16 protein-coding genes, 4 tRNA genes and 1 pseudogene are annotated in these 18,217 nt (G+C 31.6%); 8 read left to right on the top strand and 13 right to left on the bottom strand.

Annotated features, from left to right (window positions below; translation table 11 throughout):
* The first annotated feature begins 224 nt into the window (after nucleotides 1-224).
* A complete protein-coding gene (locus tag B2217_RS10155) occupies nucleotides 225-800 on the top strand; it encodes a hypothetical protein (protein ID WP_038331022.1) in 576 nt (191 codons plus the stop codon).
* Between the two features lie 20 nt (nucleotides 801-820).
* Here the strand turns inward: B2217_RS10155 and B2217_RS10150 are convergent, their stop codons facing one another.
* On the bottom strand, nucleotides 821-1,447 hold the full coding sequence (locus tag B2217_RS10150; RefSeq protein ID WP_291122491.1) for a hypothetical protein: 627 nt from the start codon (nucleotides 1,445-1,447) through the stop codon (nucleotides 821-823).
* 160 nt (nucleotides 1,448-1,607) lie between these two features.
* Here B2217_RS10150 and B2217_RS10145 point away from each other — a divergent pair, with 160 nt between their 5' ends.
* Nucleotides 1,608-2,933 (top strand): PDZ domain-containing protein, encoded by a 1,326-nt coding sequence (locus B2217_RS10145; RefSeq protein ID WP_291122489.1) that lies wholly within the window; start codon nucleotides 1,608-1,610, stop codon nucleotides 2,931-2,933.
* Between the two features lie 18 nt (nucleotides 2,934-2,951).
* Here B2217_RS10145 and B2217_RS10140 read toward each other — a convergent pair whose 3' ends face one another.
* The 9 genes from B2217_RS10140 to dnaE form a co-directional block, all read right to left on the bottom strand.
* On the bottom strand, nucleotides 2,952-3,542 hold the full coding sequence (locus B2217_RS10140; RefSeq protein WP_280061780.1) for a hypothetical protein: 591 nt from the start codon (nucleotides 3,540-3,542) through the stop codon (nucleotides 2,952-2,954).
* Entirely contained in the window at nucleotides 3,532-3,963 is a 432-nt protein-coding gene (locus B2217_RS10135) for an RNA polymerase sigma factor (RefSeq protein WP_407932336.1), read from the bottom strand. The genes B2217_RS10140 and B2217_RS10135 overlap by 11 nt, the downstream gene beginning before the upstream one ends.
* Before the next feature lie 233 nt (nucleotides 3,964-4,196).
* Nucleotides 4,197-4,604: an NUDIX hydrolase gene (locus B2217_RS10130; RefSeq protein ID WP_291122488.1), complete on the bottom strand. Its 408-nt coding sequence runs from the start codon at nucleotides 4,602-4,604 to the stop codon at nucleotides 4,197-4,199.
* Between the two features lie 129 nt (nucleotides 4,605-4,733).
* A tRNA-Asp gene (locus B2217_RS10125) sits at nucleotides 4,734-4,810 on the bottom strand.
* Between the two features lie 58 nt (nucleotides 4,811-4,868).
* A tRNA-Asp gene (locus tag B2217_RS10120) sits at nucleotides 4,869-4,942 on the bottom strand.
* Between the two features lie 48 nt (nucleotides 4,943-4,990).
* Nucleotides 4,991-5,064 (bottom strand) — tRNA-Asp (locus B2217_RS10115).
* 43 nt (nucleotides 5,065-5,107) lie between these two features.
* Nucleotides 5,108-5,181, bottom strand: a tRNA-Asp gene (locus B2217_RS10110).
* Nucleotides 5,182-5,308: 127 nt separating this feature from the next.
* The gene (gene trxA / locus B2217_RS10105; protein ID WP_038331009.1) at nucleotides 5,309-5,626 is read right to left on the bottom strand and encodes a thioredoxin; all 318 of its coding nucleotides are present in this window, start codon (nucleotides 5,624-5,626) and stop codon (nucleotides 5,309-5,311) included.
* Nucleotides 5,627-5,736: 110 nt separating this feature from the next.
* Nucleotides 5,737-10,137: a DNA polymerase III subunit alpha gene (dnaE, locus tag B2217_RS10100; protein ID WP_291122486.1), complete on the bottom strand. Its 4,401-nt coding sequence runs from the start codon at nucleotides 10,135-10,137 to the stop codon at nucleotides 5,737-5,739.
* A gap of 102 nt (nucleotides 10,138-10,239) precedes the next feature.
* Between dnaE and B2217_RS10095 the strand changes: the two genes are divergently transcribed.
* The 3 genes from B2217_RS10095 (at nucleotide 10,240) to B2217_RS10085 (ending at nucleotide 11,945) form a co-directional block, all read left to right on the top strand.
* On the top strand, nucleotides 10,240-10,764 hold the full coding sequence (locus B2217_RS10095; RefSeq protein ID WP_038331005.1) for an NADPH-dependent FMN reductase: 525 nt from the start codon (nucleotides 10,240-10,242) through the stop codon (nucleotides 10,762-10,764).
* Between the two features lie 269 nt (nucleotides 10,765-11,033).
* Nucleotides 11,034-11,537: a hypothetical protein gene (locus B2217_RS10090; RefSeq protein WP_291122483.1), complete on the top strand. Its 504-nt coding sequence runs from the start codon at nucleotides 11,034-11,036 to the stop codon at nucleotides 11,535-11,537.
* 69 nt (nucleotides 11,538-11,606) lie between these two features.
* Nucleotides 11,607-11,945, top strand: a complete 339-nt coding sequence (locus B2217_RS10085; RefSeq protein ID WP_291122481.1) for a four-helix bundle copper-binding protein — start codon at nucleotides 11,607-11,609, stop codon at nucleotides 11,943-11,945.
* A 20-nt stretch (nucleotides 11,946-11,965) separates the two neighbouring features.
* Here B2217_RS10085 and B2217_RS10080 read toward each other — a convergent pair whose 3' ends face one another.
* Nucleotides 11,966-12,334 carry a MerR family transcriptional regulator gene (locus B2217_RS10080; protein WP_038331000.1) on the bottom strand — a complete coding sequence of 123 codons (369 nt, stop codon included), beginning with the start codon at nucleotides 12,332-12,334 and terminating at the stop codon, nucleotides 11,966-11,968.
* 9 nt (nucleotides 12,335-12,343) lie between these two features.
* On the bottom strand, nucleotides 12,344-13,294 hold the full coding sequence (locus tag B2217_RS10075; RefSeq protein WP_280045478.1) for a M23 family metallopeptidase: 951 nt from the start codon (nucleotides 13,292-13,294) through the stop codon (nucleotides 12,344-12,346).
* Between the two features lie 99 nt (nucleotides 13,295-13,393).
* On the opposite strand from B2217_RS10075, the gene alaS reads away from it, so the two are divergent.
* From alaS to B2217_RS10060, 3 genes and pseudogenes are all read left to right on the top strand, one after another.
* The gene (gene alaS / locus B2217_RS10070; protein WP_291122479.1) at nucleotides 13,394-16,003 is read left to right on the top strand and encodes an alanine--tRNA ligase; all 2,610 of its coding nucleotides are present in this window, start codon (nucleotides 13,394-13,396) and stop codon (nucleotides 16,001-16,003) included.
* 100 nt (nucleotides 16,004-16,103) lie between these two features.
* A pseudogene (locus B2217_RS10065) lies at nucleotides 16,104-17,004 on the top strand (DMT family transporter).
* A gap of 134 nt (nucleotides 17,005-17,138) precedes the next feature.
* On the top strand, nucleotides 17,139-17,519 hold the full coding sequence (locus B2217_RS10060; protein WP_349680542.1) for a DUF805 domain-containing protein: 381 nt from the start codon (nucleotides 17,139-17,141) through the stop codon (nucleotides 17,517-17,519).
* A gap of 15 nt (nucleotides 17,520-17,534) precedes the next feature.
* Here B2217_RS10060 and B2217_RS10055 read toward each other — a convergent pair whose 3' ends face one another.
* On the bottom strand, nucleotides 17,535-18,062 hold the full coding sequence (locus B2217_RS10055) for a hypothetical protein (RefSeq protein ID WP_291122477.1): 528 nt from the start codon (nucleotides 18,060-18,062) through the stop codon (nucleotides 17,535-17,537).
* Nucleotides 18,063-18,217: the final 155 nt, after the last annotated feature.

Raw genomic sequence — 18,217 nt, 5'->3', positions numbered from 1 at the left:
GGTGTAACGGTTGAAGGACCATTTAAACCAGAATATTATAGATATTAATTAATTTTAATTCAAAATTTTTATTTGAAAAAAGAAAAAAGCACTTAACTATATGCCCTCGCCCTGAACAAGCGAGGGCTTTTTTGTTAGTCTTTATTTCCAAATAGACAAACAACGCTTAATCATTTTTAAAATATTATCTTTAAATCATTATTGAATAATTTTTATTACTGATTATGATTAAAAAATGTTTACAACTTGGATTCGTTTTAATTGGTTGTTCTTCACTTTTTGCACAAACCGAAAAACCTTCAGAAATATTCTGGAAAAATCTCGAAAAACATTGCGGTAAAGCTTACGAAGGCAAATTGCCTGAACATATTACGCGCGATGATTTTGCAGGTAAAAAATTAACCATGCATGTAAAAAGTTGTTCTACAAACGAAATTAAAATTCCGTTCAATGTTGGTGATAATTATTCGAGAACGTGGATTTTGACTAAAAAAGATGGAATCATCACGCTAAAACACGATCATCGTCACGAAAATGGAACTTCGGAAACAATTACATTTTATGGAGGAACAAATACAAATTATGGTTTCAAAGATTTCCAGATGTTTCCTGCCGATCAAGAGACTGCAACCTTAATAGATTATGCTTCTACAAATATTTGGTGGATTACCTTGGATGATAAAACGTTTAGTTACAATTTGCAAAAAGCAGGTTCTAAAACACCTTTCAACGTCTATTTTGACTTGACAAAAGAAATTGAAACTCCGCCAGCACCTTGGGGTTGGGGAACACCTCGATAATAAAGAGCTGAAAAGCTCTTTTATCTTTTTATCAATAAATCAGCGTTTACAGATGGTTTTGCTCCCAAAGGATTTTTCTCAAAACCTCCATTTGTCGTTAAGTTTCTTGTAAATCCATTCGACAAAATAACACCACTTAAACAAACAAAATCATCAACCAATCTTTTTGTCATCAAAACACTTATATAAAATTCGTCATTATAACTAATATTATCATCGGTTAAATCAAGTTTGTACGATTGATTTACAATATCACTTGGAGAAATCTCAATATTATTCTTTTCAAAAAATACAATATCAACTGGAGTATTTTTAGACGATTTATATAGTTTTAAATTAAATTTTAAACTTTCTTCTTTTGGAGGATATGAAAAATTAAAATTAATCGCTTTTACAATAAAATCTTTCTTAGGAGCATTCACCTGAATAAAACTTTCTATGATCGGTTTATTCCATTTTACACTATCTTTTATTGTAGAAAATTGAAGACAAATACTTTTAGATTTTGTTTCTGGACCAACACGTTTCAATCGAAATTTGCTTTTATCATACAAAATCGTTTCATATAATTCTATTGTATCTTTTTTATAATCTTGTGCATTTGCAAACGTTATAAAACATAAAAAAAGAAAGTAAATTTTTGTCATCTATATGGTTTTTAAATCATTTATCAATTTTATAAAATATAGATGTTCAAAATTCACAAAGGTTACACAATAACATGTTAAAGTTTTAATTCTAACATTAAGAATAATCTTATTATCACATCATTTTTTTTGCATAATTTTAATAAAAACTGAAATTTGAATGAAAATTAGATTATTACTTTCAATAATTTTTGTGTTTACTTTTTTACTAATTCATGCACAAAAAAAGGAACTTTCTTTGGCCGAAAATGTAAATAAAGAAACTATCTCATTTCAATTTATCAAGAATTTAGTTGTTGTTCCAATTACATTTAATGGTCATCAAATGAATTTCATTGTAGATTCTGGTCTTAAAGAAATTATTTTATTCAGCCAATACGACGAAACAATTAATAAAAACAATCTTCGCCAAATTAATTTAAAAGGTCTAGGAAAAGATAATGCTGATACCAAAGGATTTTTTTCATCAAAAAATCAAATCGTTTTAGGTCAAAATTATTCTTCAAATAATATGGATATTATCGTGATACAAGACGAGAATTTCAACCTCTTTTCTCGATTAGGAATTGAAGTTCATGGAATAATTGGTTCTGAATTTTTCAAAAACTATCCAATTCAAATAGATTATGCAAAAAGAAAAATCACCATTTATAAATCGATCCTTGAAGTTAAAAAATTAAAGAAATTTCAATCAAATCCATTAGAAATAAGTCCAGAAATAAAACCTTTTACAACTGTTGATTTTACGCATCAAACAAGTTACACAGATCAAAAAATGTTGATAGACATCGGAAATAGTGATGGTTTGTGGCTTTTCGAGAATCAGATTGAGAATTTAGCACCTTTACAACATGTATTTTCGGATGAATTGGGCAAAGGTTTTAATGGTTCTATTAATGGTAAACGTGGGGTTATAGATGCCGTAAACTTAGATAAATATAAACTTAATCAACCTTTAATTGCCATCCCAGACATCGAATCAATCCAATATCTTAACTTTAAAAATAATCGAAAAGGCTCTCTCGGAAATGAAATTTTGAGAAGATTTACAATTATTTTAGATTATAAAAATCAGTTGTTTTATTATAAACCAAATCGAAATTTTAAAGATGCTTTTCACTACAATAGAAGTGGATTAACGGTAATTCACGATCAATTTGAATGGAAAAATGAAAAAATAAATATTGTATCACAAAATACATCTATATCTGAATATAATTCTATCACGACAAACAAAGTTAACTATCAATATGTGATGAAACCTATTTATAAAATAGAAGCGGTTCGAAAAAAATCAAATGCGGATTTAGTAGGTTTGAAAGCAAATGATATACTCACAAAATTGGATGGAAAACAGGTAAGCAAAATGAGTTTAGATGATATAGAAAAATTTATGATTAAAAATGAATTTCAACAAATTTCAGTAGAAATTCTCCGAAATAATGTTCCGATGAAATTTAAGTTTATCCTCGATATTCCGTATTAAAAAAAGAGTAACTTTTGGTTACTCTTCTAATTGATGCAATATATTTTCTAATTCTACCAGATTCTTTTTATAATAAGTAGAAATCCACCATTTTAATAATAAAACGCAAATTAAAACATAGAAAAATAGTGTAAGAAAAATATAAAGATAAAACTGAAATTTATGAACAAATTGCAACGAGTTAGGATGCTGGATATACGAAACACCAATAATCATCAACATTAAAATACAGATCATGTACGAGTAAATACTGTAAATATCAATCGCAGATTTGTAATTGAAATAAAACCAATTGATATTCTTTAACGAATTATATTCCAGATGATATGATCGTTTATAAAACTTGAAAACATAAATAAACGGCACCAAAAAAGTCAACGAAACACACAACAATGTCCACCAAATTGTTGGCGTATTTGCATCAAATAAGAAAGGAAAAGTATATAAAAACAATAATCCTAATAATTGAAAATAAAACTCTTGTTTCAATGTTTTTCTTACTTTATCAATAATGGTATTTGCTTCTTGATTAAGCTCAAGATTTGGATCAATTTTCACTTCATCTGAAGATTGATTGTCCCATTGTTTTTGTAATTCATCAAAATTCATAACCGTATTTTTTTATGATGATTTGTATTTTTTCTTTCGTTCTGTTCAATTTCACACGTGCATTTACTTCCGAAATTCCCAAGTTCATACTAATTTCCTTGTGATTTTGTCCTTCCAAAAACAGAAAAATCAATGCTTTTTCTACTTTATTCAATTCATGAACTGCTTTATAAAACAATTCGAGTTGTGTTTCTTTTTCACCAGAATCCATCTCATCTACTTGATCAATATTTTCTAAAAAAGTATGACGATCTGCTTTTTTCTTTTCTTTTCTAAAATAAGTTAACGCCGTGTTCAACGAAACGCGATACATCCAAGTTGAAAATTGAGATTTACCTTCAAAACGATCAAAAGATTTCCATAGTTGCAAAACAATCTCTTGTATCAAATCATTTTGATCTTCAGAATTATCCATATACATCTTAGCGATTTTGTGTAAAATCCCTTTGTGTTGATCGATTAATTCTAAAAAAAGAGTTTGTTTAGCTTCCAAAATCGTTACTTTATTTTTTTCAACGCAACTTGTTCATCGTCTATTCTGATAACATTATTTTCAACTGTTGTTTCCCAAATAGATTTCATCGCTTAATTATTTAGTGTTTATTAGTAAGTAAACATAAAGTAAAAACGTTACAAACTTTTTTGAAAAAAAATTTAAAACACCATTTCTAACCAAATTGGTAAACTGAATTCTTCTAATAAATGAGCCAATTGGAACTCTTTGTAGTTTTTTTTCGTTATCCACGCCATTTCTTCTATCTCAGAAGCGATTTTAAGCGTTTCTAATGATTTTAATTTAACATGAAACACATTTGCATGAACTTCGGTATTAACTTCATTAACAGCAATAGAAGTGTGTTGCCCTAAAAATGAAACATCATGTTGTAGAATATCAACATTAATCTCTTCTAAAAATTCGCGTCGAAGTGTGGTTAATAATTCTTCATCTTGTTCTCGTTTTCCTCCAACCATCTGAAAAAATTTCGATTTCTTTTTTCGGACAGCTAACATCCTACCTGTTTCATCTGTAACCAAGGCGTTCACCAAATAAATATGATTCATTGTTATGCGTTATGCGTTATGCGTTATGCGTTATGCGTTATGCGTTATGCGTTATGCGTTATGCAAAAGTAGAATTTAGGAGAGTTTGGAGCAAAAAAAAGCTTCACAATAAGTGAAGCTTATAAAAGTTGGCGATCCGGACGGGACTCGAACCCGCGACCACTTGCGTGACAGGCAAGTATTCTAACCAACTGAACTACCGGATCAGTCTGTTTTTTTTATTTATAATTTTCGATCGATCTAAAATAGAAAAAGAAATAGATGCGATCCGGACGGGACTCGAACCCGCGACCACTTGCGTGACAGGCAAGTATTCTAACCAACTGAACTACCGGATCAGAAAATTATAAATTGATATATTTTTTATGAATTTTTATAAAAAATTGCGATCCGGACGGGACTCGAACCCGCGACCACTTGCGTGACAGGCAAGTATTCTAACCAACTGAACTACCGGATCAGAAATTATAAAAAATATATTGTGTAAAAGAACGAACTTTTTGCGATCCGGACGGGACTCGAACCCGCGACCACTTGCGTGACAGGCAAGTATTCTAACCAACTGAACTACCGGATCAAAATCTGTATCGATTTCGGATTGCAAATATAGGCGGTTTTCTGATAAAACCTAAACTTTTTTCAAAAAAAATCTCGGAAATTTTGCATCCGAGATTCTTTTATTTCAAAATCAACGATTTAATTTATTATAAAATCGCGTTTAATTTTTCTACTAATTGCTCTTTTGGAACAACTCCAACAACTTTATCTACTACTTCTCCGTCTTTGAAGAATAAAATTGTAGGAATGTTGCGGATTCCATATTTCGCAGCAACTTCTTGGTTTGTGTCTACATCAACTTTACCAATAACTGCTTTTCCTTGATATTCTGTAGCAAGCTCTTCCACAACTGGACCAACCATTCTACAAGGACCACACCAAACAGCCCAGAAATCAACCATTGCTGGTTTTCCTGACTCTATAATATCTGATGCAAATGATGCATCTGTTACTTCTAATGCCATAATCTTATATTTTTTTATCTAATCTTAAGTTTACAAATCTACATAAAATTTTATTCTTGAAAAATTTCGTTCATATTATCTATCAATTATTGAATAGATGAAACGAATAATTAATTCAGTTTGAATGTAATTTCCTGCAATTCATCTAATTCTTTCAACAAATCTCGACAAATGTTAATTTTGATTTTACTTGCTGGTAAATCTAAATTATTCAAATAATCTTTTGGATCAATTAATTGAATTTTTAATAATTTATCTCCTTGATATTTGAACATAATATCTGATAATTTGCTAAATGTTTCTTCCGAAAATTCTGGAACTTCAATCTTCACCGTCATTTTTTCGGCTTGTTTTTCCACAATTTCATTCAACAACAAAATATTTGTGATGTTTTTATACACACGTCCTTGCGTTACATTTCCTTCTTTGTCTTTGAATTCTTTTTTCGAGATATTCAATTTCAAATTCAAGAACATATTTTCCTGCATAAAGTGTCTATATTTCATATAATCACTCCCAAAAACCATGATATCCATCGAATCGGTGTAATCACTAAACGTAAAAATACCAAATTCGTTTCCATTTTTGGCAATTCTATGTTGAATATTTGACATCATTCCACAGATTGAAACTTCCTTGTTGACAAAGTTATCTTCATTCGCATTGATATCAGAAATACTACAATTTGAAGCCATTTTCAATTCATGTTTAAAATCATCTAACGGATGCGAAGAAATATAAATTCCAACAACTTCTTTCTCTTTCGACAAACGTTGTAACATATTCCATTTCTCACAATCTGGCAACATCGGAACCACATCTTCTATAACAGAATCTCCGCCAAAATCACCAAATAAAGAAGTTTGAGAAGAGTTTTTTTGCTCCTGATAATTTCCTCCATATTTGATTAATTTCTCCAAATTCGTCGTTGTATTATCGATAAAGAAATAACGTCCACGATGAAATTCGAACGAATCAAAACCTCCAGCCAAAACTAAATTTTCGATTGTTTTTTTGTTGACTGTTCTTAATTCCACACGTTTTACAAAATCGTAAATATCTTTGAATGGACCATTTTCTTCACGTTCCGAAATAATCGAATTTACCGCAGCATGTCCAACTCCTTTTACAGCGCCCATTCCGAAACGAATTTCATAATTTTCGTTCACGTTAAACTTCGTAATCGACTCGTTGATATCTGGACCAAGAACCGCCAATCCCATTCGTTTACACTCTTCCATAAAGAACGTAACCTGCTTGATATCATTCATATTATTTGAAAGAACAGCCGCCATATATTCGGCAGGATAATGCGCTTTCAGATAAGCCGTTTGGTATGCCACCCACGCATAACATGTCGAGTGCGATTTATTGAAGGCATACGATGCAAAAGCTTCCCAGTCTGTCCAAACTTTTTCTAAAATCTTAGGATCGTGTCCTTTTTCAGAAGCTTGAGCAACAAATTTTGGTTTCATTTTATCCAAAACAGCTTTTTGCTTTTTTCCCATTGCTTTACGTAAAACGTCGGCATCACCTTTCGAGAAACCTGCTAATTTTTGAGAAAGCAACATTACTTGCTCCTGATACACAGTAATTCCGTAGGTTTCTGATAAATATTCTTCCATCGCATCCAAATCGTATTGGATAGGTTCTTCACCATTTTTACGGCGAACGAACGAAGGAATATATTCGATAGGACCCGGACGATAAAGCGCATTCATGGCAATTAAATCGGCAAAAACTGTTGGACGTAAATCCTTCATGTATTTTTGCATTCCGGGGGATTCGTATTGGAAAACCCCAACCGTTTCTCCACGCTGGAAAAGCTCATATGTTTTTTCGTCATCAATCGGAATTTCATCCGGATTGATATCGATTCCTGTTCTCGCTTTTACCAATTTGATGGTATCTTTAATCAGGGTTAAGGTTTTCAACCCCAAAAAGTCCATCTTCAATAATCCAGCACTTTCTGCAACCGAGTTATCAAATTGTGTTACATATAAATCTGAATCTTTTGCCGTTGTTACAGGCACGAAATTCGTGATATCATCTGGCGTAATAATTACCCCACACGCGTGAATTCCCGTATTACGAACAGAACCTTCTAAGATTTTTGCTTGCTGAATAGTTTCTGCAACTAAATCATCTCCAATCGATAAACGTTTTAATTCGCTTACCGCATCAAATTCTTCTGGTTTTAAGGCTCCTTTTAATGCAGCTTCATCTAAATTAAAGATTTTAGATAACTTCATATTCGGAATCAAACCTGCAACACGATTGGCATCAAACAATGGTAAATCTAATACACGCGCCGTATCTTTTATCGAAGATTTCGCTGCCATTGTACCATACGTAATGATTTGCGCTACTTGATTTGCACCATATTTATCAATCACATAATCCATTACCAACGATCGACCTTCGTCATCAAAGTCGATATCGATATCGGGCATAGATACACGATCAGGATTTAGGAATCGCTCAAAAAGTAAATCGTACTGAATTGGATCTAAATTGGTAATCCATAAACAATAAGCAACTGCTGATCCTGCCGCCGAACCACGACCTGGACCAACCGATACGCCCATTTTACGCGCCGCAGCAATAAAATCTTGTACAATCAAGAAATAACCAGGATAACCTGTTTTTTCAATTGTGGCTAATTCGAAATCCAAACGTTCTTTAATTTCGTCTGTCAATTCTGGATAACGAATTTTTGCACCTTCGTAGGTTAAATGTTTTAAATAAGCATTCTCACCTCTTTTCCCTCCATCTTCATCATCTTCTGCGTGATGAAATTCTTCGGGAATATCAAATTTTGGAAGTAATACATCGCGATAAAGCGTGTACTCTTCTATCTTATCAATAATTTCTTGTATATTAATAATCGCTTCTGGAACATCTTGAAACAATTGTTTCATTTCAGCTTCAGATTTGAAATAATATTCTTGATTTGGCAAACCAAAACGGTATCCACGACCACGACCAATCGGTGTAGATTGCTTTTCTGCATCGCGCACACACAATAAAATATCATGTGCATTCGAATCGTCTTGATTGATATAATACGTATTATTTGTCGCCACAACTTTTACATTGTGTTTTCGCGCAAATGCAAGCAAAGTCTGATTAACACGATCTTCATCTTCTTGTCCGTGACGCATCAATTCGATGTAAAAATCATCGCCAAATTGCTCTTTCCACCACAGTAAGGCTTCTTCGGCTTGCTTTTCACCAAGATTCAAAATTTTATTTGGAACTTCACCTTGTAAATTTCCAGATAAAACAATCAAATCTTCTTTATATTCTTCGATAATCGATTTATCAATTCGAGGCACATAGTAAAAACCATCTGTATACGCCTTCGACGCCATTTTTGCTAAATGATGATAACCATTTTTGTTCTTTGCAAAAACAACAATTTGATAACCATTATCTTTTTTAGATTTGTCTAAATGATTCTCACACACAAAAAATTCTGAACCAATAATTGGCGTAATCAATACTTCCGTTGGTTCTTTTCCTTCTTCAATTAATTCTGCATTCTTTTCTTTTGCTGCTTTGTTGTGATTCTGAACTGCCGCATTAAAATGGAATGCACACATCATATTTCCATGATCGGTAATCGCAACTGCAGGCATTTTATTTTTTGCTGCAGCGCTCACCAAATCACTTACAGAAATGGTTGATTGTAAAATTGAGAATTGTGTGTGATTATGTAAATGTGCAAATTTTGCTTTTTCAAACTGTGCTAAAACTTCTTCCGAAATTTCAACTACCTCATCATCTCCTCCTTCTTTGGCTTTTATTTTCGCAATTTCTTCCGAAGCCTTTTTAAGATTGACGTGATTTAGTCCAACTGGCTGAATATTTGTCTGATTAATTTCATTAAATCGAACAAAATAATCATCCTCAACTTCTAACTCGTTTTTTGTAAAAATACCTTTACGAATCAACTCGAAAAAACAACGCGTCGTTGCTTCCACATCGGCAGTTGCGTTATGCGCTTCGCCAAATGGAACACCAAAAAGATATTGATGCAACTCCGTTAACGTTGGTAATTTGTAACGACCTCCACGACCACCAGGAAGTTTCAATAACTCAGCAGTCACCTCGGTACAGGTATCCAAAACAGGTTTTTCGGCTAAATTATTCTCATAATTCAGACGATAAAATTCGGCTCCCATAATATTAATATCGAAACCTAAATTTTGTCCAACAATGAATTTAGCTTTACCTAAAACTTCGTTGAATTTATCTAAAACTTCTTTTAATGGAACACCTTTTTCGGTTGCCAAATCAGTCGAAATTCCGTGAATACGCTCAGAATCATACGGAATATCAAAACCATCTGGACGAACCAAATAATCTTGATGTTCAATAATTTGTCCCATTTCGTCGTGCAATTGCCAAGCGATTTGTATACAACGCGGCCAGTTGTCGGAGTCAGAAATCGGCGCATTCCAATCTTTTGGAAGACCAGTTGTCTCTGTATCGTATATTAAGTACATTGAGTTTTCGTTTGAATCTGTAAATTTACGAAATCTTAGGAGAAGATTTCCTTAACAAAAGTTAAGAATAATTATCTATTTTAGATAATCAAATCAATCAAAATGAAAAATATTTTCATCATTAATGGAAGCGCAAGCGAAAATTCATCTAATCAAAAAATCATAGAAAATTTTATTTCTTCTAAATCTCAATATTTCAAATGTACTGTTTTTGATGACTTAAAAACTCTTCCTCATTTTGATCCAGAACGTTCTATCGAAAATACACCACAAGAAATACTTGATTTTAGAACTGAAATAGAAAAAGCTGATGGAATAATTATTTGTACGCCCGAATATATTTTTAGTATTCCGAGTGGATTGAAAAATGCATTAGAATGGTGCGTTTCTACAACTATTTTTGATGGAAAACCTTTAGGAATTGTCACGGCGTCTGCAAATGGAGAAAAGGGACATGAAGAATTGCAATTGATAATGAAAACGTTGATGACAAACTTCAATAATGAAACAACTTTACTTATTCAAGGTGTAAAAGGAAAAGTAAATTCGGAAGGAAAAATTATTGATAAAGGAACTTTACAACAATTGGAAGAGTTCACCGCAGCTTATAACCAACTATTAACCTAAAATATGTTTTACGTTTATACTATTGCAATACCACTTTTGATTATTTTATCTTTTTATTTCATTGAACGAAAAATATTCAAAATAAATAACCTTATCATTTTAGTTTTTTTATTCTGGCTTTACTTAATTAGCTTATTTGTTTTACAATATTTTAAAATTTTAGATGATTTTTGGATTTCATATTCTATTTTTTTCTTCTTGTTTCCAATCACTATTATTGTATTAATTATAAAAACTGTGATGATTATTCTTAATTTTTTAAAAAATAAATGAAACAAAAACTAATTTATATACTTTATTGGGCTGCAATTTTTACAGTTTCAATATCAATGTTTGTGTATGGAATTGCAAAACCTGTTCAATTTGCAAATACGAGTAACACCATTAATAATCATCTTTCTGAAGGTCATCAATTAATGTGGAATTTTTATGGTTTTAGCAAAGGATATCCAATAATCATCGGAATTTTTGAAGTGATTGGTGCAATTACATTACTTTTTAGAAGGACAAGAATTTTTGCATGTTTATTATTAACTACAATTTTAGTTAATATTATTCTACAAGATTATTTCTATGAAATTTCAGCTTTAAGAATCTCGATTTATCTTCAATTCTTTATCTTCATTATTTTAATAATTGATTTCAGAAAAGTTAAAGAAATATTTATAAAATTATTCGAAAATCAATCAACTGAAAAACCAAAATGGATTTTAATTATCATTTCTTTTTTTATGGCGGTTTTTACTTATTTAGCTTTTATAAAATTATTTTAACAACAATTCATTAAAAATCAGCGGCATAATATTTGAGCTTTATAACTATAACCACAAAAATTATAAATTATGTTAGAAACTGATTACAAAAAATGTATCGAAGCTTGCTTAGAATGTTTAGTCATTTGTAAACAATGTGCGGTTGCATGTTTGAACGAAAAAGAAGTAGAACATTTGAAAAAATGTATTCAAACAAATTTAGAATGTGCTGCAATTTGTAACGCCGCTGTTGAAGTAATGAGCTTGAATGGAAAGTTTGCCAAAGAATTATGTGCTATATGCGTCAAAGCGTGTGAAGCGTGTGCTGAAGAATGTGAAATGCACGCCAAAATGGGTATGAAACATTGCGAAGAATGTGCGAAAGCTTGTCGCGAATGTGCTAAAATTTGTAAGGAAATGGCTGCTTAATCAAACCAAAAAAGATGAACTTAATTCAGTTCATCTTTTTCTAAAATTTCTTCCGATTCGAAACTCATTTTAAGTTTGATGAGTTCATCTTTTATATTTTCTAATCGCTTCACAACATCTATTTCATCTGTCGTTGTCGCAATTCCTTTTTTACCAATCGCTTGTTTTGCGCCTTCTAACGTATAGCCTTTTATTTTGACCAAATAATAGATATTCTTGAAACAATCAATATCATTTTTGGTAAATAATCGATTTCCTTTTTTGTTCTTTTTGGGTTGAATAATTTCAAATTCTTTTTCCCAAAATCGAATCAACGATGCATTTACATCAAAGGCTTTGGCGACTTCGCCAATCGAGTAATATAGTTTATCAGGCAGGTCTACGTTCATTATCAGCGTTTAATCCAAAGATAATGACATTTTTTTAGAGTTTTGATAAATTTTAATGAAATCGTCTGGATCAACATCATTGTAGAAATACATAATCGGATCTACAGGTTCTCCATTCTTGTGAATTTCGTAATGCAAATGCGCTCCAGTAGAAAGTCCAGTCGAACCAACATACCCAATTACATCACCTCTTTTCACTTTTTGTCCACTACGAACTTTAGCACGCGACATATGAGCATATAAACTTTCGTAACCGTTTCCGTGTTTTAAAACAACCATATTTCCGTAACCCGAATTAAATTCAGAAACTTTTACAGAACCATCTCCAGTTGCATAAATTGGTGTTCCTGTAGAAGCAGCAAAATCTAAACCTTTGTGCATTTTATTCACTTTCAAGATCGGGTGAAAACGAGATCCATAACCAGAAGCTAATCTGCTTACATATTTATCTGCAACAGGTTTTAGAACTGGCATTGATGATAAATTAGCATCTTTAACACCAGCAGAACGAAACACTTCGTCCAACGATTTTGATTCAATTTCGATTTTATCGATTAATTTCTCAATATCTTCTGCTGTATAATTATCAATTTCTTTGTTTACAGAATCGATGTTTTCATTGACACGCATATCATAAATTGTACGATAAATATTGCGATCTTTTTCTTCGATTTCTGTCAAAGCTTCTTCTACTTCTTTGAATTTTTTATGTAATTGCTGATTTTCATTTTCCATTCTTTCCAACTCAGCCAATAATTTGCTTTTGTCGTCTTTGAATTTTCCTGCTCTCGATGCATATTCAGAATCATTAAAATGATATCCAATCATACCAGCAGATATTGTCGATAGACATAAAAATAGTAATACGTATAATGCTGTTTTAGGAGTTTTTTGAACTCTTTTCTTTGCCCAACTCATCAAAAATTTCACAGAATTATACTTATAGTTTTTATTTTCCATTACTTAACCAACCTTTTATTATCTTTGTAAAACGTTTGCAAAGTAACGAATATTGTACGAGTAAACTTGTTAATCAAATGATAAAAATAATTTAATTAGATGAAATCCAAAGATATAAGAAAAGAATTTCTGCATTTTTTTGAGACAAAAGGCCACTTAATAGTAGACTCAGCGCCGATTGTTTTGAAAGACGATCCGACATTAATGTTCAATAATTCGGGGATGGCACAATTCAAAGAATATTTTTTAGGAAACGGAACTCCAAAAAGTAATCGTATCGCGGATACACAAAAATGTCTTCGTGTTTCTGGTAAACATAATGATTTGGATGATGTAGGAAAAGATACTTACCACCACACGATGTTTGAAATGTTAGGAAACTGGTCTTTTGGTGATTATTTCAAAAAAGAAGCAATCGCTTGGGCATGGGAATTACTAACAGAAAAATACGGAATCTCTAAAGATCAAATTTATGTAACCGTTTTTGAAGGTGATAAAGGTGACGGAACATCATTAGATGAAGAAGCATTAGAACTTTGGAAACAACATATTGCGGAAGACAGAATTCTTTACGGAAATAAAAAAGATAATTTCTGGGAAATGGGTGATATCGGACCATGCGGACCATGTTCTGAAATCCACGTAGATATTCGTCCAGAAACTGATCGTTTAGCCGTTGATGGTAAAACATTGGTTAATATGGATCATCCACAAGTTATCGAAATTTGGAACTTGGTATTTATGCAATATCAACGTAAAGCGGATGGTTCTTTAGAATCTTTACCGGCTCGCCATATCGATACAGGTATGGGATTTGAGCGTTTGGCAATGGTTTTACAAGGAAAATCATCTAACTATGATACAGATGTTTTTCAACCAACAATTCAAAAATTAGAAGAAATTTCTGGTGTAAAATACGGAACAGCAGAAAAAACAGATATCGCGATTCGTGTTGTAGTTGACCATTTACGTGCAGTTTCTTTTGCAATTGCAGACGGACAATTACCATCAAACACAGGAGCAGGATATGTAATTCGTCGTATTTTACGTCGCGCAATTTCTTACGGATATCGTTTCTTAGGTCTTAAAGAACCTTTTATCTATAAATTATATCCAATCTTGAAAGCTGAAATGGGCGATTTCTTCCCAGAATTAGTGAAACAAGAAACAATTGTAACTGGCGTTACTCGCGAAGAAGAAGCATCTTTCCTACGTACAATTGAACAAGGATTAAACCGATTAAATCAAATCATTGAGCAATTAGGAGATTCTAAAGTTGTTCCTGGTAATGTGATTTTCGAATTATATGACACATTTGGTTTCCCTGCAGATTTATCTCGTATTGTAGCAGAAGATCACGGTTTCACAATTGACGAAACTGGTTTTGAAGCTGAAATGGCGAAACAAAAAGAACGTTCGAAAAAAGCAACTGCTTTAGTAACGGATGATTGGGTTATTTTAGATGACAAAGGAAACGAAACGTCTATCGCTTATGATAACACAGAAGCTGAAGTAAAAATTACACGTTACAGAAAAGTAAAAAATAAAAAAGGAGAATTTTTCCAATTAGTATTCAACCAAACACCATTCTATGCAGAATCTGGAGGACAAATTGGTGATACAGGATCTATTTCTACTTTAAATGAAACAATTGAAGTTGTTGACACGAAAAAAGAAAACAACTTAGTAATTCATTTCGTTGAAACTTTACCAGAAAATGTAAATGCTACATTCAATGCGAAAGTTGATAAAGAAAAACGCAACGAGACAACGAAAAATCACTCTGCAACACATTTAATGCACGAAGCTTTACGCGAAGTTTTAGGAACGCACGTAGAACAAAAAGGTTCTTATGTGGGAGATGATTATTTGCGTTTTGACTTTTCTCATTTCTCTAAAATGACAGATGAAGAATTGGCAATTGTTGAGCAAAAAGTAAATGATAAAATTGCGGAAGCTTTACCATTAATCGAAAAAAGAGATTGTGACATCAACGAAGCTATCTCTGAAGGTGCAATGGCTTTATTTGGTGAGAAATATGGTGATAAAGTTCGTGTTATTCGTTTTGGATCTTCAATCGAATTATGTGGTGGTACACACGTAAAAAACACAGCGGATATTCGTCTGTTCAGAATTTTATCTGAATCTTCAACGGCTGCTGGTATTCGTCGTATCGAAGCAATTACATCAAATAAAGCGATCGAAGCATACAAAGATGCTGAGAAAAACTACAATGATGTTTTAGCTGCACTTAAAACGAAAAATGATGCGGTAAAAGCTGTTCAACATTTATTAGATGAAAATGCTGAATTGAGAATGCAATTAGAATCTTTTGTTGCACAACAAGCTGCTGCTGAAAAAACAACTTGGAAAGCTGCTGTTAAAGAGATTAACGGTGTTAATTTCTTAGCGGTTAAAACGAATTTAGATACAAATGCAGCGAAACAAAATGCAATTGATTTAACAAAAGAAATCGAAAATGCATTTATCGTTGTTGGTACGAATGATGCGTTAAAACCATCGATTACAATTTCTATCGCGAAAAATCTTGTAGATGAAAAAGGTTATAACGCAGGACATATTGTAAAAGAAATCGCTAAGCACATCAACGGTGGCGGAGGTGGACAAGCTTTCTTAGCTACTGCAGGTGGTAAAGAGGTTTCTGGATTAGATGCTGCACTTAAACAAGCAGAAGATTTTGTTAAATAACAAATCTCGATCATAATATTTAAAAGCGACTTGGTTTATCAAGTCGCTTTTTTTATTTTTATAATTCTATTTAGATTTAACACTTTTAACTTTTTTAATCTTGAAAGTCATCAAATTATTGATTGCCGTAAGCATCGTTGCAATTGTTTGAGGAACAACTTTTCTCGGAATTCGTGTAGCAGTAGAAACCATTCCAGGCTGGTTTGTAGCAGGAATTCGTCAATTTTTGGCAGGAATTATTATGCTAATTATTTTACTCTCAAAAAAAGAATTAAAATGGATTGTCTAGAAAAATTTGTCTTATCAACTTATATTTTCAAGTTTGATGTTAATCGCTGCAAATGGTTTAACTACTGTTGCAGAAGAAAATTTATCGAGTAGTTTAGCTGCATTAATTAGCGCAACCTCACCTATTCTCGTTTTTCTAAGAAGTATTTTTATTGGTTTACAAAAATTCAGTTACCGCGGATTATTAGGCATTTCACTTTGTTTTGGAGGCGTCATTTTTATATTTTGGGATGGAATTCAAGAATTAGCAAATCCAGCATATAGAACTGGGATTATTTTACTTTTTTGTGCAATTACAGGTTGGGCAACAGGAACTATTTTCACTAAAAAAATGAATATTCAATCCAAAAATATTTCTCTCAATCTTTTTTACCAATTTATATTTGCTGGAATTGTACAAATTATTTTGCTTTCCTTTTACCGAAAATTATAATTTCGAAAATTGGAGTACAAAAAGTATTTCTGCCATGCTTTATTTACCTGTTTTTGGTTCTGTGATTACGTTTTTTTCATTTCATTATGCGTTGACCAAAATTTCGCCTATACAAGTATCTATTCTTTCTTATTTCAATACGATTATTGCAATTATTTTGGTTTGGTTAGTTCATGACGAACAGATTTCATCAAAGTTTATTTTCGCTATTATTCTTGGTATTTTTATTATTAATTATAAGCCAGAAATGTTCAAAACTAAACGTTTAAAAGCAGATTAAGAGTTGCGTAGTAAAATTTTTCTTAATATTTTTAACAAAACTAAACTACCTCATTATGATCGACTGGTACAAAAAAGTAGTTTTCGAAAACTACGCTAACTTCTCAGGAAGAGCAAGAAGAAGCGAATTTTAGTATTTCATTTTATGTAATTTTAACAATTACTTTTTTATTATATGCTTTATTATTTACACTTATAGCAATTTCAAGAAGTGTTGAAGAAGAAAGAAATAAAGGTATAATGGTTATATTTAGTGTATTAGCTTGGGGAATTATTCCTCTTTATTCTTTAGCAGTTTTTATACCTAATTTAGTAGTTGTTGTAAGACGATTACACTACACAGGAAAAAGTGGTTGGTATTATTTAATAGGTTTAATTCCTCTTTTGGGAGCTATTTTATTAATAATAGCATTAGTTACAGATAGCCAAACAGGTTCTAATCAATGGGGACCAAACCCAAAAGAAACTGATGATTCAATCAACGAAATAGGAAACGATTTAATCGAAAGATATTAAAACTAAAAAGCGAGATTAATTCTCGCTTTTTAATTGGATTAATTTTATCCATTGTTTTAGATTATATCGTCTAAAAATTCCCAAATAACGTTGATTAAAAGAGTTCACCCAAATCGAATTGTCTTCACAATAAATCACAACTGTTTCGATATAATCTCTTCTTCGGTAATTGTATTTATAAAAAATATTTCGTTCTGAATATTCAAAAAGAAACAAACCTTGTTCATCCAACGATTGCGTAAAATTATGTTGACGCTGCGCTAACTCTTTGATTAAATTAATATTTTCACTTAACGATTTTGATGTTTTAATTTCTACAAAAAATCTGTCATTAATTGTCGTTATTATTCGAATTCCAAAAATTACAATCAATGAAATAAAAATAATATTGATTTCACTTGATGCATAAGCAAAAAACAAAATAAGTAAAAGCATCCAACCTAAGTCCAAATAATTCCAAATTTCGAAAGGCAGAAAATATTTATCACCAACCTTTTTGAGTTTCGTTTTATGATGAAATGTGGAAAGATTATTTGTGTTCATAACTTTAGATTTATCTTAAAAATAAGAAATATTATCGAATTGAAACAATTGTAAATAAATAACAATTAACACATTTTATTAAAACAAGAAATTTTAATCATAAAACACAAACATTCGAATCATTTTTGTAATTTTGCACCTCAAAAATTAAGTAA

The sequence above is a fragment of the Empedobacter sp. UBA7620 genome (assembly GCF_002484185.1).
GTDB classification, from domain to species: domain Bacteria; phylum Bacteroidota; class Bacteroidia; order Flavobacteriales; family Weeksellaceae; genus Empedobacter; species Empedobacter falsenii_C.
Note: the sequence above shows the minus strand (reverse complement) of the source record. Positions and strands in the feature narration are given on the sequence as shown.

Coding starts and splice junctions, on each gene's coding strand:
- B2217_RS10155 (WP_038331022.1), top strand. CDS start 225: ATGATTAAAAAATGTTTACAACTTGGATTCGTTTTAATTGGTTGTTCT.
- B2217_RS10150 (WP_291122491.1), bottom strand. CDS start 1,447: ATGACAAAAATTTACTTTCTTTTTTTATGTTTTATAACGTTTGCAAAT.
- B2217_RS10145 (WP_291122489.1), top strand. CDS start 1,608: ATGAAAATTAGATTATTACTTTCAATAATTTTTGTGTTTACTTTTTTA.
- B2217_RS10140 (WP_280061780.1), bottom strand. CDS start 3,542: ATGAATTTTGATGAATTACAAAAACAATGGGACAATCAATCTTCAGAT.
- B2217_RS10135 (WP_407932336.1), bottom strand. CDS start 3,963: ATGTATATGGATAATTCTGAAGATCAAAATGATTTGATACAAGAGATT.
- B2217_RS10130 (WP_291122488.1), bottom strand. CDS start 4,604: ATGAATCATATTTATTTGGTGAACGCCTTGGTTACAGATGAAACAGGT.
- trxA (WP_038331009.1), bottom strand. CDS start 5,626: ATGGCATTAGAAGTAACAGATGCATCATTTGCATCAGATATTATAGAG.
- dnaE (WP_291122486.1), bottom strand. CDS start 10,137: ATGTACTTAATATACGATACAGAGACAACTGGTCTTCCAAAAGATTGG.
- B2217_RS10095 (WP_038331005.1), top strand. CDS start 10,240: ATGAAAAATATTTTCATCATTAATGGAAGCGCAAGCGAAAATTCATCT.
- B2217_RS10090 (WP_291122483.1), top strand. CDS start 11,034: ATGAAACAAAAACTAATTTATATACTTTATTGGGCTGCAATTTTTACA.
- B2217_RS10085 (WP_291122481.1), top strand. CDS start 11,607: ATGTTAGAAACTGATTACAAAAAATGTATCGAAGCTTGCTTAGAATGT.
- B2217_RS10080 (WP_038331000.1), bottom strand. CDS start 12,334: ATGAACGTAGACCTGCCTGATAAACTATATTACTCGATTGGCGAAGTC.
- B2217_RS10075 (WP_280045478.1), bottom strand. CDS start 13,294: ATGGAAAATAAAAACTATAAGTATAATTCTGTGAAATTTTTGATGAGT.
- alaS (WP_291122479.1), top strand. CDS start 13,394: ATGAAATCCAAAGATATAAGAAAAGAATTTCTGCATTTTTTTGAGACA.
- B2217_RS10055 (WP_291122477.1), bottom strand. CDS start 18,062: ATGAACACAAATAATCTTTCCACATTTCATCATAAAACGAAACTCAAA.